Below are 18667 nucleotides of genomic sequence, written 5' to 3' on the forward strand. Positions count from 1 at the left end.
TTATAACGGATAAGCAATGCTTTTCCGCGCAAATTTAGTATTGCGGCAAAACGCTTGATACGGCTTGGTAGTTAATTGCGCGGATTTTAGCATTTTACTGCTCGTAACAGTAGAGCGAAATTACATACTCCCTACCGCTTAATTTGCTATGCGACCGCTCACTGCTTTTTTCCATGCATACACACTTTCATATCGTTAACCTATTTCAAACATTGTTGTACACAGCGTTTACAACATAAGAAAGAGACCCTTTTTATAAACCCTATTTATAAAAATAAGGACAATGCCCTGTGATATTGTTTTTGATTTGTGTAGCCGCGCTTATTGCAGGCTACTTTATATATGGCGCCTTTGTCGAAAAGGTATTTGGCGTCACACCTGCACGCCCTACTCCTGCACATAGCCAAAAAGACGGTGTAGATTTTGTTCCTATGTCTACACCAAAGGTATATCTCGTACAGCTACTCAACATTGCTGGTGTAGGCCCTATTTTTGGTCCTATCATGGGGGCGCTATATGGCCCAGCAGCAATGCTTTGGATTGTATTAGGCTGCATTTTTGCCGGTGCTGTTCACGACTACTTCTCTGGCATGCTGTCAGTTCGCAACAATGGTGAGTCAGTGCCTAGCTTATCTGGCCGTTATTTGGGCCGAGGCGCTAAACACTTTATGAACTTGTTCGCTATTGTGCTGCTTCTGCTGGTAGGTGTGGTTTTTGTCTCAGCGCCCGCAGGTATGATCACAAATTTAGTCAACGACCAGACATCATGGCAGGTTGAAGTTGGCACCATGGTAGCTATTATTTTCGCCTATTACATACTGGCAACCATAGTTCCTGTAGATAAAATTATTGGTCGCTTTTATCCGTTTTTCGGTGCACTTCTAATCTTCATGTCAGTAGGTTTATTAGCCGCAGCCAGCTATTCTGACCAGCACTCAATTTTAAGTCAGTTTTCAGCAAGCGATATGCTAACTAACCTAAACCCTAACGATATGCCGCTGTGGCCAGCGCTTTTCATTACTATTGCTTGTGGCGCTATTTCCGGGTTTCACGCTACCCAATCTCCACTAATGGCCCGCTGCATGGAAAACGAGAAAAATGGACGTTTCGTGTTTTTTGGTGCAATGATAGGTGAAGGCGTGATTGCCCTTATCTGGTGTGCGATTGCCCTTTCTTATTTCGATAATCTAGAAGGACTATCGGCAGCCATTACAGACGGTGGCCCTGGAAACGTTGTTTACGCTTCTTCATTCGGACTGTTGGGCGTTGTGGGTGGCATACTTGCCTTTCTTGGTGTGGTGATTTTGCCTATCACGTCAGGCGACACCGCCTTTCGTTCAAGCCGTCTCATTATGGCTGAGTACTTTAACGTTGAACAAAAAGGTATACGTAACCGACTATTTATGGCTGCCCCTTTATTTGTTCTGGGCGGTATCCTCACCCAAGTCGATTTCGGTGTTATCTGGCGCTACTTCGGGTTTGCCAACCAAGCAACAGCCGTCATGATGTTGTGGACTGCCTCTGCGTACTTACTTAGACACAATAAGCTGCATTGGATCACCACGGTGCCGGCTATCTTTATGACTGCCGTTTGTGTAACTTTTATTTTAAATAACGATACCTTGGGTTTCGGTATGGCGATGAATGTATCGACAATCATCGGGCTCGTTGCATCATTGATTACCACAGTGTATGTCATTCGAATTTCTAAAGGGAAAGGCGAAGCCCCACTTGAACCTATGTCTGTAAGTGCTGAAAAGTCCACCCAACCAGCGGACGCGTAACTTAATAATCGAAATACAGACATTATGATGAGCCGCCCTTCAGATGGGGCGGCTATTTATTTTGTACGTTTTAAATGGGTTATAATGAGGCTCACCTTTAACTGGCGGTAATATTGGCAAGCATGGAACTCATACTCTCACTACTTCAACAAATGTGTGTGTATCTTGTACTGGCGTACATGCTCAGTAAAACACCGCTTTTCCTTCCTATTCTCAGTATTTCCTCCCACCGCAAGCACCGCTACTTGGTGTACTTAGTTTTTTCTTCATTTTGTGTGTTGGGTACCTATTTTGGTCTGCAAATAGACGATGCTATAGCGAACACTAGGGCCATTGGCGCTGTCATAGGTGGGTTGCTAGGCGGGCCAATAGTTGGCTTTGCCGTAGGGTTAACCGGCGGCCTACATCGTTATTCATTGGGAGGTTTTACGGATCTGGCCTGCGCTATCTCCACTACACTAGAAGGCTTGATTGGTGGCCTAGTGCACATTTACTACGTCAAAAAGAATAAGAGCTTGGATCTGTTTAATCCATGGAAAGTGGGCGTGGTTACCTTTGTCGCAGAGCTATTTCAGATGGCTATTCTACTTACCGTTGCACAACCTTTTGAAAAGTCTTACGCCCTGGTCAGTGCTATTGCCGCACCTATGATAATTGCAAATACTGTGGGGGCCGCACTTTTTATCAGTATCTTATCTGACAAGAAAACGATATTTGAAAAGTACTCTGCTACTTTTTCACGTAGGGCACTGTCCATCGCAGACCGCTCAGTGGGTATACTTACGTCTGGATTTACTCCGGTAAACGCAGAAAAAATTGCGCGCATTGTTTATGAAGAAACCAATGTAGGCGCAGTGGCAATTACCGATAAAGAAAAAATTTTAGCATTTATCGGAACGGGAGCAGATCATCACCTGCCAAATACGCCCATCTCATCATCAAGTACCATGGAGTCTCTAAACAATAACAAGATAGTACATTTAGACGGCGCTGAGCTTCCTTATCAATGCACCCTAGACAAAAACTGTCCGCTCGGTTCCGTGTTAATTATACCACTCCACTCTGGTTCTGAAGTTGTGGGTACCATCAAGCTTTATGAACCCAAACGGAAGTTTATGTCGACGGTTACGCTATCTATGGCAGAAGGCATCGCTCAATTACTGTCTAGTCAGATAGTTTACGGCCAATATCAACAACAAAAAGATCTACTCTCTCAATCAGAGATAAAGCTGTTACATGCACAGGTAAACCCGCATTTTCTTTTTAACGCGCTCAATACCATTAGCGCTATTATCCGCCGCGACCCCAAAAAGGCCAGAGAGCTCGTGCTAAGCTTATCGCGCTTTTTTAGAATAAACCTAAAGCAAAATACAGCAATTGTTACCCTGAAAGAAGAGATTGACCACGTTAATGCTTATCTGGCGATTGAGAAAGCGCGTTTTGCGGAGCGCCTGCAAGTCACTGTAAAATACGACGAAGCAGCAATGTCAGCACTTTTACCTAGTTTTACGCTACAGCCATTAGTTGAAAATGCGGTCAAGCACGGCATCGCTCAGTGCATAGAGGGGGGGCACCTATCTTTAAATATACGATGTACAGCAGATGACCATATTCACATTCTTGTCGAAGATAATGCTGGCTTATATAAACCCAAGAAAGAGCAAAACGCGGGTTTAGGAATAGATATTGTAGATAAACGGCTTATTCATCAGTTTGGCCAACAAGCAGGCCTGGTAATCGAGTGTCGGACTAACCACTTCACCCGTATGTCTTTCTCTATCCCACATACCCTTCATTCTTATCAGAGCTAACCATGACCAAGAATTCAGTATTTCGGGCAATTGTTATTGATGACGAACCTCTCGCCAGAGATGAGCTTTGCCAGTTGCTAAACGAAACCAATGAGGTACAAGTCTTAGCCGAGGCAGCAAACGCAATAGAAGGGTTAGCTTTAATAAAACAATACAATCCAGACGTTATTTTTCTAGATATAGAAATGCCTCAGCTCTCGGGGCTAGATATGTTAGCTATGCTTGACATAGACACCATGCCTTATGTTGTATTGGTTACCGCGTTTGAGCAGTATGCTCTTCAGGCATTTGAGGATAATGCGTTTGATTACTTACTAAAACCAGTAGAACCAGAGCGGCTCAATAAAACACTTACAAGGCTGAAAAAGAGAAGTTTTCCCCAGACTGGTATCGACACAATCGCCTCACCTACGTTGATACATATTCCCTGCGTGGGCCATCAGCGCATTTTGCTATTACCTGAATCAGATATTCATTTTGCATATAGTGATGTGGCGGGCGTACATGTTAAAACTTTAGAGCAACTAGCAGACACGCAACTCACATTAAAGACCTTAGAAGAGAGAACCGCGCTTGTAAGATGTCACCGGCAATACTTAGTGAGGTTATCCTGTGTGGCGGAAATTAAACTCTTGGATAATGGCCTTGCTACGCTTCTAATGGCGACGGGAGATTCGATACCCGTTAGCCGTCGATACCTCAAAAAGCTGAAATCGTTGTTGGAACTATAATCTCTGCAAACAGAGCTTCCAAAAGTCAGTTAAGCTATTACCTGATGCTTTAAAACCATGAAACTATAAAAGTCGGTCCGATGGGGCTGACCTTTCCCCCAAAAGCAACCCCAAAACGAATTTTTGAACATTCCGATTTTTGACGCCATTTGTCTTAATTTATTCGTCATTTTCTCTAAATTTGCGCATATTTTATTTTTGAAGCTGCTACGCAAAACAGAGAAAAAATTAAACTAAAGTATAAAAAAATAGAGTTCTACTGCTGATTTCTAACCGCCAAATCCGATTATTTGTTTAGATATCCTCGACTTATCCTGATCATATTGCTGTATAAAAAAGCGCAAAATATTACTGAAAGTTAAACTTTTTATAAAATAACAATAAATATTCATTAAAAAGAGCCGCTTCTTAGATTTTACGCATATATGCTATTGATAATATTCAAAAGTTGTGCAATACATAATAAGTGTCTAAAAAACACACTAAAAATAATTAAAGCAATAAAATTAAAGTCTAGGGAGACTACAATGTTTAAAAACCACAAACTGGCAAAGTCGGTGAGACTTGCCTGCGCCTTTGGCGCTGCCGCATCGTTGGCATTTTCTGGTAGTGTCTACGCCCAAGAAGAAGTTGAGTCAGAGGAAGAACCGGTCGAGAAAATCGAAGTCACTGGTTCACGTTTACTTTCAAACCCCAATGTTGCAGCAGCAACACCTGTACTGAGTGTATCAGGCGCTGAAGCAGCCGCTCGCGGTAACTTACGTGTAGAAGACTTCGTTAACGTGCTTCCACAAGTATTCGCGGGACAAGCATCAGAAGTTTCCAACGGTTCAACGGGTACTGCAACACTAAACCTCCGTGGTTTAGGTGCGAACAGAACGTTGGTATTGATTGACGGCAAACGTCTCCCATATGGTTCTTCGGGAACCAGCGCAGCTAACGTCGACCTAGTTCCAACGCAAATGTTGGAACGTGTAGACATCCTAACGGGTGGTGCATCAGCGGTATACGGCTCTGATGCTGTTGGTGGTGTTGCAAACTTCATTCTTCGCGATGATTTCGAAGGCGTAGAGTTTGGCGGTCAGTTCAGCACAAACTACGCTGACAACGACAATGGCTTGTATGAAGGCGTGCTTAACGCAGCCCAGCAGCCTATCCCTGGTTCAACCATGGACGGCGACGAAACACTTATCTACACAATGTTTGGCGCATCTTCCGCCGACGGTAAAGGCAACGTAACCATTTATGCGTCATATGAAGACCGCGAAGAGATCGTCCAAGCTGATAGAATTTTTTCAGCGTGTACACTGGGCCAAAGCAGCGGCTCAGCAAGTTTCGAAGGGTTTGGTTGTGTAGGTTCAGCTAACTTCCGCTTGTTTGGTGGCCCTGGTGGCTTTGCGTTCCAGGAAGAAGATGGAAATATTATTCCTTACGCGGGCGGCCCGACTCAAACCTATAACTTTGGTGCAACCAACTTTTTCCAACGCCCTTCTGAGCGTTATCATTTCTATGCGAAAGGTAACTACGAGCTTGCAGACGATTTAGAAGCCTACGCTGACTTTTCCTACATCAACAACACCAGTGATGCTCAGATTGCTCCAAGTGCCTCGTTTGGTATCGGCGCATACGACATCAACTGCGGAAACCCATTCATCCAAGGTAACAGCGGTTTAGCGTTCACTGATATTTTTGGTTGTTCGGCTGACGATATTGCAAACGATGTAATCGTAAGCGGAATCACAGCATCTCACCGTAACGTTGAAGGTGGCTCGCGTAACTCTCGTCTTGAGAACAGCGCATGGCGCTTCGTTGGTGGTCTAAATGGTTTCATCGATGATATCTGGGCGTGGAACGTATTTGGTCAAATCTCAGAAACTCGTGACCAAAGCTCAGCTACGAACGATTTCGTCGTCGCTAACCTACAGCAAGCGCTGTTAGCAACCACTGACGAAGATGGTAACGTAGTCTGTCTTGACCAGTCTGGCGGCTGTGTACCTTACAACATCTTCCAACGCCCTGGCGGTGAAAGCTCTGTAACGCAAGATCAATTAGACTTCATCCAAGGTATTGGTATTGTAAACGGTGAAACGTCACAAAAAGTATTTGGTGCCGATATCCAAGCTAACTTAGGCGATTACGGCATTAAGATCCCTACTGCTGATGATGGTATTGGCGTGTTATTTGGTATTGAATACCGTAAAGACGAACTTGCTTCGTCACCAGATGAAATTAGCCAAGTTCAAGGTGGTGGTTTCACCGGTGTAGGCGGTGCAACGCTAGCAGTAGCTGGTAAAATTGAAGTTCGTGAATTCTTCACCGAGGTTCAAATACCTCTTATTTCTGGTGCAGAGTTAGCTGAAGAGTTAGTGTTAAGTGCACAATATCGTTTCTCCGACTATGACGCAGACGGTAACGGCACGACAAACAGCTTTGACACGAATGCTTACGGGTACCAGTTAGCGTGGACACCAGTAGATGACGTTAAACTACGTGCGCAATACCAGCGCGCTGTTCGAGCGCCAAACGTAATTGACTTATTTACAGGTCAAAACACAGGTCTACCTAACCTAAGCCCAGCGGGTACCGATGCTAGCGGCGAACAGCTATACGATCCATGTGCCGGCGCCAACCCAATCGCGTCACTTGAAACTTGTGCGCGTACCGGCGTTACAGCTGCGCAATACGGCAATATTCTTGACGTTATCTCGGGTCAAACACAATCTTTAACAGGTGGTAACCCACAACTATCTCCTGAGACTGCAGATACTGTAACCTTTGGTGTTGTAATTACGCCAGCAAGTATTGAAGGTCTTTCGATTACTGTGGATTATTTCGACATCGAAGTAGAGGATGCGATTTCTGCTGGTATTCCAGCTCAAACTATCTTCGACAACTGTCTTGATTCAGGTGACCCAACCTTCTGTAACCTAATTACCCGTTCTTCTGCGGGTTCACTTGCAGCAGGCACATTTGGTGTTGGTTTCCAACAAACAAACCTAAACATTGCTACGCTTAAAACTTCGGGTGTGGATGTTCAGGTAGGCTATAACTTCGACACAGAGCTTGGTGATGTAAGATTCGACTACGCAGCTACGCTACTAGATGAACTAAGCACAGTACCATTCCCTGGTGGTGACACTGTTGAGTGTGCTGGCTTCTTCGGAAACGCGTGTGGCGCACCTAACCCTGAGTATCGTCATAGATTTATGGCAACATGGAATACCAACCTAGACGTTGATATTACTGCGACTTGGAGACACTTTGGTACAACTGATAACGATGATGACGGTGATACACTTGAGACTGGATTCAAAGCTATCAACTATCTTGATATCTCTGCCACTTATTTCATGAACGACAATTTAGAGTTCACGCTAGGTGTTCTAAACCTTCTTGGCGAGCAACCTCCAGTTTACTCTGGCGCAGGTCCAGCTCTTGGTAACGGTAATACGTATCCAACAGTTTACGACACTAGCACAAACTGGTTTGCTTCGTTTAGAGGTAAATTCTAAATCCAAATCTCCCTTTGGACCTAAGCCAAAAGCCGTTTATTCTTAATAAACGGCTTTTTTATTTTTTATGCATATTCCACTTCACCCTGTACTTGCTCAGTGCTCAACAGCACTTAGTTAAAGCCTATACATCTGTTACAAACACAGCTCTATATAATTATCCATTTACGCTTTTCCTAATAAGCGCTCAGCTTACAAAATATCATCCTCATCTCAATATTATTTACTTAGCATGCTAAATAATTAAACTAGTTAGCATGCTAAGTAAAATCAAGGATGCCGATATGTCATTTTCAGAACCCATGCCACTTCATCTTATTGCGCTTTTTGCCCGTACAGCGCAAAAGTGCAGAAGAGCTGTCACTGAATCTGTCGCACACCTCGACCTTACAGAGACTAGATGGCGCGTAATGATTCATATGTCGTTACTTGGTGAAGGCTGTACACAGCAGATGGTGGCAGAAAGCTTGGAAATAGAAATGCCTAGTTTAACGCGCACTATCAAGCAGCTCGAAACTACGGGTTTAATCAAACGCGTTACAGGTGATAACGACAAACGAAGTCGCTTGCTTTATTTCACAGATATGGGCAAAGGCCGAATGAATGATATCGAAAGTACGTTAATGGCACTTCGAGATGAAGTGTACGCAGGAGTATCGGACGAGGAATTACGCACTATGGCTAGATGTGTTCAGAAAATTGAAGCCAATGCAGCAAAATTGTTGGAGTCATTTAAGTGAGTCAACGAACACCAGATCAGGAATTTGCTAGGTATATAAAACTGTCTTTGGTCGGTTTCGCCATCTGTTTTGTCTACTTCATTATTGCAGATATACGCATGCCTATGACGCCACAGGCGAGGGTTTATCATCAGGTCACACAAATCTCACCCCAGATAAATGGGCCGATTAATGAGGTGCTTGTCAAAAATAATCAAACCGTAAAAGAAGGACAGGTTTTGTTCACTATTGACGAAACACCTTACCTAATTGCGCTTGAGAAGGCGCAGATTGCTTTGGCAAATGTGGAACTAGAAAATGCTCAAATTGATGCCAAAGCAGAAGCGATAAGAGCCAAATTAGAGGCAGCATCCGCAATTTACGACGAGCGTAACAATGAATTTCAACGGCTGCGTTCCCTAAAGCAGACCAAAGTGGTATCTCAACAAAACGTAGATAAAGCCTACGCTCAGCTTAAAAGCGCCGAAGCTGAAATTAGTACGCTTGAAGCCGAACTAAACCAGCAAGTTGTTGCTAGAGGTAAGCAAGGCGACAAAAACCTGAAATATTTAGACGCGGTAAATGCGGTCAAACGGGCAGAATTAAACTTAGCCTATACAAAAATTAAAGCACCGCATAACGGCGTCATGGCAAACATGCAGGTAACTCAGGGTACTTATGCTAAGCAAAGTACGCCGCTTGCCTCGGTAGTTGATAATACGTTAGATGTGGTTGCAGACTTTCGAGAGAAATCGCTAACCAATGTAAAGGAAGGGATTCAAGCTAATGTGGTTTTTGATGCGCTACCTGGCAAAGTGTTTAAAGCGAAAGTGGCTGAGTTTGAAGCTGGTGTAAGTGACGGTCAACTCGCTGCCAACGGCACCCTTGCAAGCGTTGAGAAATCGAACCGATGGGTACGCGATGCGCAGCGCCAAAGAGTCCATATTAAGCTTGATGAACAAAAAATATCGTTAAAACATCTCACCAGTGGTGCTCGCGCTACCGTACAAATTGTGCCAGACAATCCTGTTGAAAGGGCGGCAGCAAATATTCAAATTCACTTTATAAGCTTACTGCACTTTATTTATTAAACTTAAATTATGGTTTACTAGACATAAAATATGGAATCACAGCTAAGTAAAAATGATGTTCAGCAGATGCTTCGGATCGCGTCAGGTGCCACGTTAGGGTTTGCTATATCGAAAGCGTTGGATTGGCCTAATCCGATATTTTTCACTTTGTATCCAATTCTATTGCTTGGACTGGTGGCCGTTATAAACGGTCACATTGTTCGACAATTTCTTGCCGCAACCACCTTTCCTGCGGCTACTGTTTTAGTGATCTACGGCTTGTTCGGCAGCCACCCATTGCTGATCACACCGCTAATTGCCGCCACTTTTGCTTTTTTGTTTTGGCAGATGAGTAAAGGTACACTGTATTTATTCGGGGCCTTTTCTCTTGTAGGACTATCGCTGCAACTTCATTTTGCCAGCTACAGTAGTGATGGAATAGATATTTATGCATTGGTCATATCAAACATAGGTGCAACTCTGTTGGCACTGATAATTGCATTCGCCTTGCATATTGTTTTTCCCGATGAAGCGCCGCGCACGCCTTTGCCCAAAGCGACAAAAGATAAAGCGAGTATTCGTCACGAAGTTATCTTATGTACGACAGTCGCTACATTATCCTTTGCTGTGTTTCAAACCTTTGACTTAGTAGATTCGATATCAGCACAAGCTGCAAGCGTCTTGATACTATTTCCACTTTGTTGGAAAGGCGCAACGATGAGTGGATGGCAACGGGCACTGGGTACACTCATTGGCTGTAATCTTGCCCTGCTCGCCCAGCTCATTTTACTCAATTATAGTGATACGTTATTTTTTGCTAGCTTTAGCTTGTGGATATTGGTGTTTTTCATTAGCCGCCAACATGTCTTAGGCGGAGGTGGTGCTGGTACTGGCTTCGGTGTGCTAACGACCTTTGGCATTTTGTACGGCCAGTCACTCTCACCTGAGCAGGATATTATTTATAGTGCGCTGTATCGCTTTTCATCGGTAGTGGTTGCCATTGCACTTAGCCTGTGTGTTATTTACGTTGTACATCGCGCTCTCAACGCCTATCAAGTGACACGACATCACACATTTTATTAGCTTCGAGTTCTCTAACGACTTTAATTAGTTATCCACGCTAAAAACGCAACAAGAAATAGGCGATTTACCTATACTTATGTTTTATTTGATGCGTACTAAATTTTTGAAACTATGTGCTATATTGAGTTGTAGATAAAAAAACCAATAAAACAAGGACGATGAATGCTGCGAATATTGCTCGCATGGCTTGTAATAGCATGCTGTTGCCAGACGGCCAACGCAGCTAATTTCAATAACTCACAAACTATGTTGTCTTTAGATAACGATGTAGTTTTTGCGGTAAGTGACTCAGCAATTATAACCGGCGAAGAAGAGTGGTTGTATAGCGCTGATGTTATTGATAGGTCGCCGTCACAGTATTTGCATTTCAAAGTTCGTATTTACAATCAGTTAGATACACAAGTTCCCGTTTGGTTTTCAATAAGTTTCCCTGCAATGAAAACGTTAGTTGTCACCGATGGCAATTATCAATGGGAAACCGGCGACAGTAAACCTTACAGTACTCGAGCGGTGAATACGCCCAACTATCATTTCCCCTCTGTATTGCAGCCGTCTTCTTATACTGAGTTTACCGGCACTATGTCTGGTGAGATTTTAAGATACAGTTTCTCGGTCGCCACACCTGAGTATTACAGTAACTTGTATATGAAAACCTTGCAGCGGGATATGGCATTTTTCGGCGCAATGGGGCTGCTTACCCTACTTTGTGCATTAGGCTATATTGCTAGCCGTAACTTAGTTTTTTTGAGCTTTGCATCATTTATTTTTGCGACAACATTTTGGTTTTTCCGCGTGTTCGGTTACGCATTTGAACTACTGTGGCCAAATACACCAAGCTTGAATGACATTAGCTATGCCATCAGTATTTATTCGGTATTGATTACTGCCTTTTGGGTATTGTTTCAAACTCTTGCCAGAGACAACCACGAAGTGTACGGGGCAAAGACGGTGAAACGATTCTGCATAGTGTTGCCCTTTATGGGTATTTTACTTTGGCAAACGGTGGGATTAGATATTGCCTTAAAGCTTCCTGTTGTCCTCTTTTTCCCTTATATACTGATAGCGGGTATTGTTATCGTCGTAGAGCACAAGCGGGGCTCTGATAGAGCCAAGTGGCTAGCTGCCGCTATGCTTCCAGTAACATTTAGTACCCTAGTCCTTACTATTATTGCACTTTTTGAGGTCGAGCTTTATTTAGAGCCCATCGCCACTTTTATGTCTGGGCTAGTTATGACATGCCTATTTATGGTTGCACTTACCGCCAGCTATATGGTGAAAGTTGTTCAAAGGGAAAGAGACGCCCAGAAAGAAACTGCACAATTAAAAAGTGAACAGGCATCTAAATTAGAAGCGCTGGTAAAAGAGCGTACCCTTGCGCTCGAACAAACGAATAGCACTCTAGCAGAACTGGCTTCCAAAGATAGTTTAACGGAGTTGCCCAATCGTCGTACGCTGGATATGTTCGTGGACAATACGTTTGATAAAAGCTTACACGATCATGATGCGTTAGCCATTGCGCTAATCGACTTAGATCACTTCAAAAGTATCAACGATACATTTGGGCACAATGTAGGTGACGAAGTACTAAAGGGCATTGCTAATATTCTTGCGCCGCTTAATGATGAGGGACAAGTAGCAGCGCGCTATGGTGGTGAAGAGTTTGCCATTGCAAAGCGCATTACAAAGCCTAATGATAGTCAGTTTAGCGAAGCCGAGGAATTTGCAAAACAATTGGAAATCGTCCACCGTGCCATAAATCAGTTAGCGATTGCATCTATAGATGACAGGAAACTGGGAGCATGTATAGGTTGGACATTATGTAAAGGCTCCGACGATATTGTCGAAGCCTTTAGGCGAGCTGATAAAGCCCTTTATGTAGCCAAAGATAAAGGAAGAAACCTAATCGTTCCGGCTTTATGACACCGTAACCACCGCCTTTCGCTTACCTTCTTTTGAAAATTGCAGCGCCTTGTTCAAATTATCAAATTCGAAAAGATTGGGGATCTCAACCACTAAAGATTGCTCAGCGACTTGCTCAAGTAGCGCCTCTCCGTTTTTCACCAAGCGCTGCCACTGTGATAAATCGCCATAATCATGCAGCGCGCCTAGGGCTATCTCATGATAAGAAATAGTGCGCGTAAAAGGCGCATCAATAGGCTCTTCAATACGACCTAAAATACTTACCACGTGCCCATTAGCTTCGAGAAGCGGCACGAATGACGCCGCATAGTCTGGACCATTTGCATCGAAAAGCGCGTAAAAGGTTTGCCCTTCAGGCTTATTGCGATGAATGGCTGTTACCTCCATCTCATCGGCTTGCTCTTGCGTAAAGCTACCTGAGATAACATGCACACTAAAACCTGCTTGTGAAAGCATTTGCGCCAGCAATTTGTTAACTGCGCCCATACCGCTGACTAACACGTCAGCCCCCTTCCTGACCGGCACTTTACTGAACGCTTGCCAGGCAGTAAGCATAGGACATGGCAACGCAGCAGCTAGCGCAAAATCAACACTTTCTGGCACCACCATTACGCGACTAGCGTACACCTCACTGTGATCGGCAAAGCTTCCGTTTTCACCTAGGCTATGATGGTAAGCCACCCGCTTACCCAGAATGCTGTTATCAACGCCCTCACCTACAGCTACAACAACTCCCGCACCGTCCACACCGGGAATATGCCCTTTTTCCCAGTCGCGCGGGTTATCATCGATAAATTTCCAGTCAACTGGGTTAATGCCAATAGCATAGTTGCGCACAACAATACGCCCTGCTTCTGGCTCAGAAAATTCCCGTACATCTTGTACCAGTGCAGCGCCGGCCTGTTCAAATTGCCAAACGTTAGCTTGCATAAAAGCTCCTTAACACGGTGATTTTTCCAATTAGTCCCACGCAGGTGAGAAATCTGGGTTGGCTTGACGGTCGCCACAATCTAGCGCATCAATTTTTGCTATATCCTCTGCATCTAAGGTAAGTTCAAGCGCTTTGAAATTGGTTTCCAGGTTTTTACGCTTAGTCGACGATGGAATAGTGACTAAACCATGGGCCAGCTCCCAGGCTACGACTACCTCAGCAGTACTTACACCATATTTATCTGCAATCGCAGTGATAGTCTCGTCTTTTAGCACTTTGCCAACAGCAAACGGCATATACCCTGTAACTGTGATGCCATGCTTCTCGCACGCTGCACGCACTTTTCCATTAGTAAGATAAGGGTGCACCTCTACCTGATTCGTTGCGATAACGCCGTCGCCTAAGATACTCACCGCTTCTTCAATTTGTGCCACGGTAAAGTTAGAAATACCAATTTCTTTTGTCAGGCCTAGCTCCTTAACGCGCAGCAATTCACCTAGGTACTCTTCCATGCTTTCGCCATTTTCCGGTGACGGCCAATGAATGAGTAGCAGGTCAACGTATGACAGTTGAAGCTTTTCCAAACTTTCTTTTACGCTATCCACAAAGCTTGCTTTATTCAGCTTGTCGTTCCACACCTTGGTGGTGACAAAAAGGTCTTCACGTGCAACAAGATTGTTTGCAATAGCGTCTTTAATAGCGCGACCTACCGCTTCTTCATTGCCGTAAATTTGCGCCGTATCAATGTGACGGAAACCCACTTCAAGTGCCATTGTCACGCTGTTATAGGCTTCATCGTCTTTTAAGCGAAACGTGCCTACACCTAGCGAAGGAATTTTAGATTGTGACTGATTTACATTCGGCATGATGCCTCCTTGTTGGTTCCGTTATTTATGAAAGTGAGGTAATACCTTGTCAGCAATGCGCTGCATCGCGTCTTCTACAGGTTGCGTATTACGTCTGAAGTGCAGGCCAATATGATCAACCCCCGCTTCTTTCATTGCATTGAGTTCTTTGATAAGCCCCTTTACACCAGTTTCAACCCCGAATCGGTGGCGTTTTATGGGCGCTTCATCGTCTTCAACCAAATTAAGATGAATAAAGCTAACGTACGGCTTGTTGCCAGCGACATTTCGCCATAGTTCTACGCGCTTTGCATGGTCGTTCGGTGTACCTGGATACGCTAGCCAACCGTCCATATTTTCGCCAACCCACTGAGGGTTTTGCTGTGCAAGTCCTGCAACGTACAACGGTTGCGTTGTTGAGCGTGGTAACAGTGACATGCCAGGCTTAAGAGAATTTTCACCGTACTTTACAATCTCTAGTGACTGCCTGAATTGCTCGCCGCGACTGTCAAAATCAACATCGAACAACGGATATTCCACTGGTCTATCCCCACTGGCTACACCGAGTATAAGGCGGTCGTTACTTAGCTGCTGCACCGTTGCTGCCGCCTTTTTAACAAGCCATGGCTGCCTAAGAGGTAAAACAACAGCGGCTGTGCCTAATAGAATATTGTCTGTGATACCTGCTAAATAGCCCAAGTAAGTGAAGGTTTCGAAAACCTGAGCCGCGTCACCAAAGCTAGGGTCGTAAACTGGTACATCTCGTACCCACGCTGCTTTAAACCCCAGCTTGTCGGCTAGCTGAATACGGCTGTGATGCTCGGTCATATCAGGTACGCCAAACGGCGTACCTTTTGTGGCGTCGAAATGTGCCCAGTCGTTATCTAACGGAAGCTCTACACCTACAGAGAACGTATGTTGTTCAAGCTTATCAAAGGTATTTGTCGTCATTGTGACCTCCCTACGCGCTCGTTGTATTATTCGCCGTATTCGCAGTATTGAGTGCGCGCTTGTCTAAATAGCCGCTGTAGCGAGTAACAACCAAAGCTGAGACAGAAATAAGCGCACCAATCCATGCGGTATCTGATAGCTCCATGCCATCGACAATTGCGCCACCTAAGATGGAACCCACTGCTATGCCAATGTTAAATGCCGCAATATTTAAACCTGATGCCACATCAACGGCATTAGGGGTAAACTTCTCTGCTAATTGAACAACGTAAACCTGTAGCCCTGGCACATTGCCAAAGGCAAATGCCCCCCACACTAAAACAGTAATCACTGCGGCAACTTTACTGCCCATGGTAAATGTCAGCGCAAACAAGATGACTGCAAGGGCTGAAAAGATGATTGTTAGCGCGCGGATTGGGCCTTTTTTGTCAGCAAGCTTGCCGCCATAAATATTGCCTACCGCGACAGATACACCGTAAACCAACATAATTAAGCTAATGGCTGAGGGCGCAAAACCCGCCTCTTCCTGCAATATAGGGGCGAGGTAGGTGAATGCCGTAAACGTGCCGCCATACCCCAAAATCGTCATTAGATACACTAATACCAGACGAGGCTGAACCAACACTTTCATTTGTTCACCCAAGGTGGCAGGCTTACTTTGTTTAAGATTGCTCGGTACCAACAACGCACTACCAATTAGCGCAAGTGTGCCAAGTGCGGAAACCACAAGGAAAGTTGCTCTCCAACCGAAATTTTGACCAATCCAAGTCCCTAAGGGCACACCGGTCACAAGAGCTACGGTTAAACCCGTAAACATAATGGCAATAGCACTGGCCTCTTTTTCTTTCGCCACAAGCCCAGTAGCAATAGTGGACCCTATGGAGAAGAACACTCCGTGCGCTAGGCCTGTCAATATGCGAGCTAAAATTAAGCTCTCGTAGCTAGGCGCTTGCCAAGCAAGAATATTACCAGCCACAAATAGCGCCATTAAGCTAAGTAGAACATGCTTTCTATTCCACTTTCCCGTAAGGGCGGTAAGAACCGGTGCGCCAACGGCAACACCAACGGCGTACAAGCTTACCAGTAAGCCTGCGCTCGGTAACGTAACGCCAAGATCAGTAGCAATGGTGGGGACAAGCCCCACTATCACGAATTCTGTTGTGCCAATAGCAAACGCACTTAACGTTAACGCAAATAATGCAATAGGCATTTCAATTATCCTCAAAAAGTAATTAACGAGATGGCTTGATTAACAACGCCACCATTGGCTTCTAGAACGAACAACTACACCGTTTTTTGAAAGCCATTAATAAAGTGCGTACAGTTTGACGATAAATTTATTTGCAAAAAACAGCACTAATGACAAAATACTTTTGCGATATTTGAAAATATAAGGTGTGTAATGCCAGTCTCATCAAAAACTGAAGATTTAGAAGCCTTCCTAACCGTTGTGGATACAGGTAGTTTTTCCAGTGCTGCAAATTTGCTTAATCAGCAGGTTGCGAAAGTCAGCAGAGCGGTTACCCGCCTTGAAGATAGCTTAGATGTAACCCTATTGAATCGCACTACCAGACGGCTAGAGCTAACAGAAGAAGGTGAGCTTTTCCTGCAATATGCCAGAGACGGGCTAAACATATTAGAAAAAGGTGAAGAAGCATTACGGCTATTAAAACGCGCCCCTTCTGGAAAACTTCGGGTTGATGCTGCGAGCCCGTTTGTATTCCACCAGCTAGCGCCGTTAGTGGGTGAATTTCGAGAAGCATTTCCTGACATAACGCTTGATATCACCAGTCACGATAGCATTATCGACTTGTTAGAACACAAAACCGACATCGCAATACGTATTGGTGATTTAAGCGACTCTAACTTGCATGCTAGACGTCTAGGAAAAAGTAAACTACATATTGTGGCAAGTCCGCAGTACCTTGAAAAGTATCCTTTACCTGAAGATGGCGGTAACGCAAGTTCATTGAGTAACCACAAACTGATTGGTTTTAGCGGCTCACCAAATTTGAATAAGTGGCCACTTAAGCAAGATATCAACTTGCAATACAGCCTTCATGCGTCAAGCGGTGAAACCATTCGACAACTATGCATTGCAGGGCAAGGTATCGCGTTACTTTCCCACTTTATGGTTCATAAGGATATTAGCGAGGGCACGCTTGTCGATTTGTTTAGCGAGGATATTGTGAGTCCAAATCGCAGAGAATCAGTGCAAGCGGTGTACTACAAAAATAGCGCCGTATCGTCTCGTATCTCTGCGTTTTTAGACTTTATCCAACCTCGCTTAACGCTTTAAACAGCCATTACTTTGTGCGTCCTTTGCCTAGTATTTTCTTAAGCATACTTGGTGAAAGGCCGTTTACGATTAGCGCTGCTATCATCAATATTGCGCCGGCCATAACCATAGGCAGCAGCGTTTCTTTAAGCAATATCACAGAACTTACATAGCCCACAATCGGGGTAAGTGTACTAATTAACACAATTTTATCTGGCGGTAATTTGGGCCCAGCCGCAACCATAAGACCAAAGCCGAGGCCCGTTGCCACAGGCCCAATGTAGGCAAGTAACAGCCAGTCACTTAGATCGTAGGCCCCAAAATTTGGCGTTGGCTCTACTATCAGAGCAATAGCTAGCATGGCGAAACCAGCAATGGTGAATTGCCAGAATACCGCCTCAATAACGCTACCTTTCCATTTATGAAAAGACACTCGGCGAATAGCGATCGCCCACAATGCAGACGCTAACAGCATCCCAAAAAGGGGTAGCCATGCTCCCGGTTGCCCCGAGGCGAATAGGATCATTGCGCAACCAATAGTAGAAATACCGGTAAGGATTAATCGCTTAGAAGGCGGGCGTTGCCGATACCATAATGTATCGATAAGCAGCATCCAAAGAGGGGTGGTATAAATAAGAATACTGGCCGTGCCCGCGGGGATAAACTGCAGGGAGACAGTAATAAGCCCCATAGATAGGATAAACTGGAAAAACGCAACGACAAAAACTACCGAGCGATCTTTACGATTGAGCACCGGTAAACGTTTTTTTGTGATAAGTACAAACAGCGCAAGTACGGGAAGGCTTAACAAGAAGCGTAAGCACACCATCCACACAGGGCCAACGATCTCTAGCCCTAGTTTCATACCTGGCCAGTTAAGTCCTAAGCACAACACCGCAACCAAAAGCATTTTAATACCTTTTGATTGCTCTTTTTCCGCCACCGATAATGAAGACATGCGTTTTTAAAAATCCAATTACACGAAATGCGTTAAGAAAAGTTTCTACCGCCGAGTAAGCTGAATGTAGGCGG

At 44.5% G+C, this 18667-nt stretch carries 14 protein-coding genes; 9 read left to right on the forward strand and 5 right to left on the reverse strand.

Annotation, left to right across the window (positions count from 1 at the left end; genetic code table 11):
* The first annotated feature begins 290 nt into the window (after window positions 1-290).
* The 8 genes from ACYX4N_RS15730 (at window position 291) to ACYX4N_RS15765 (ending at window position 12630) form a co-directional block, all read left to right on the forward strand.
* A complete protein-coding gene (locus ACYX4N_RS15730) occupies window positions 291-1784 on the forward strand; it encodes a carbon starvation CstA family protein (RefSeq protein ID WP_476054685.1) in 1494 nt (497 codons plus the stop codon).
* A 122-nt stretch (window positions 1785-1906) separates the two neighbouring features.
* Window positions 1907-3595, forward strand: coding sequence for a LytS/YhcK type 5TM receptor domain-containing protein (locus ACYX4N_RS15735; RefSeq protein WP_476054686.1), 1689 nt, complete (start codon window positions 1907-1909; stop codon window positions 3593-3595).
* Window positions 3596-3597: 2 nt separating this feature from the next.
* Complete coding sequence (gene btsR, locus ACYX4N_RS15740) at window positions 3598-4326, forward strand: two-component system response regulator BtsR (RefSeq protein WP_474854163.1); 729 nt, start codon at window positions 3598-3600, stop codon at window positions 4324-4326.
* Window positions 4327-4853: 527 nt separating this feature from the next.
* Complete coding sequence (locus ACYX4N_RS15745; protein WP_474854162.1) at window positions 4854-7838, forward strand: TonB-dependent receptor plug domain-containing protein; 2985 nt, start codon at window positions 4854-4856, stop codon at window positions 7836-7838.
* Between the two features lie 284 nt (window positions 7839-8122).
* Complete coding sequence (locus ACYX4N_RS15750; protein ID WP_476054687.1) at window positions 8123-8578, forward strand: MarR family transcriptional regulator; 456 nt, start codon at window positions 8123-8125, stop codon at window positions 8576-8578.
* Window positions 8575-9648 (forward strand): HlyD family secretion protein, encoded by a 1074-nt coding sequence (locus tag ACYX4N_RS15755; RefSeq protein ID WP_476054688.1) that lies wholly within the window; start codon window positions 8575-8577, stop codon window positions 9646-9648. The genes ACYX4N_RS15750 and ACYX4N_RS15755 overlap by 4 nt, the downstream gene beginning before the upstream one ends.
* A gap of 30 nt (window positions 9649-9678) precedes the next feature.
* A complete protein-coding gene (locus ACYX4N_RS15760) occupies window positions 9679-10710 on the forward strand; it encodes a DUF2955 domain-containing protein (RefSeq protein WP_476054689.1) in 1032 nt (343 codons plus the stop codon).
* 162 nt (window positions 10711-10872) lie between these two features.
* Complete coding sequence (locus ACYX4N_RS15765) at window positions 10873-12630, forward strand: diguanylate cyclase (RefSeq protein WP_476054690.1); 1758 nt, start codon at window positions 10873-10875, stop codon at window positions 12628-12630.
* Here ACYX4N_RS15765 and ACYX4N_RS15770 read toward each other — a convergent pair.
* The 4 genes from ACYX4N_RS15770 to ACYX4N_RS15785 are packed head-to-tail and all read right to left on the reverse strand — an operon-like array spanning window position 12625 to window position 16567.
* Window positions 12625-13560 carry an alcohol dehydrogenase catalytic domain-containing protein gene (locus tag ACYX4N_RS15770; RefSeq protein WP_476054691.1) on the reverse strand — a complete coding sequence of 312 codons (936 nt, stop codon included), beginning with the start codon at window positions 13558-13560 and terminating at the stop codon, window positions 12625-12627. The two genes, ACYX4N_RS15765 and ACYX4N_RS15770, sit on opposite strands and share 6 nt — an antisense overlap.
* A gap of 30 nt (window positions 13561-13590) precedes the next feature.
* A complete protein-coding gene (gene dkgB / locus ACYX4N_RS15775; protein ID WP_476054692.1) occupies window positions 13591-14427 on the reverse strand; it encodes a 2,5-didehydrogluconate reductase DkgB in 837 nt (278 codons plus the stop codon).
* 21 nt (window positions 14428-14448) lie between these two features.
* Window positions 14449-15357 carry a TIGR03571 family LLM class oxidoreductase gene (locus ACYX4N_RS15780; RefSeq protein WP_476054693.1) on the reverse strand — a complete coding sequence of 303 codons (909 nt, stop codon included), beginning with the start codon at window positions 15355-15357 and terminating at the stop codon, window positions 14449-14451.
* A gap of 10 nt (window positions 15358-15367) precedes the next feature.
* The gene (locus ACYX4N_RS15785; RefSeq protein WP_476054694.1) at window positions 15368-16567 is read right to left on the reverse strand and encodes an MFS transporter; all 1200 of its coding nucleotides are present in this window, start codon (window positions 16565-16567) and stop codon (window positions 15368-15370) included.
* A 192-nt stretch (window positions 16568-16759) separates the two neighbouring features.
* Between ACYX4N_RS15785 and ACYX4N_RS15790 the strand changes: the two genes are divergently transcribed.
* Complete coding sequence (locus ACYX4N_RS15790) at window positions 16760-17656, forward strand: LysR family transcriptional regulator (protein WP_476054695.1); 897 nt, start codon at window positions 16760-16762, stop codon at window positions 17654-17656.
* A gap of 7 nt (window positions 17657-17663) precedes the next feature.
* Here ACYX4N_RS15790 and ACYX4N_RS15795 read toward each other — a convergent pair whose 3' ends face one another.
* Complete coding sequence (locus tag ACYX4N_RS15795; RefSeq protein WP_474854143.1) at window positions 17664-18593, reverse strand: DMT family transporter; 930 nt, start codon at window positions 18591-18593, stop codon at window positions 17664-17666.
* Window positions 18594-18667 lie beyond the last annotated feature (74 nt).

The organism is Alteromonas sp. ABH4_452, from assembly GCF_056311825.1.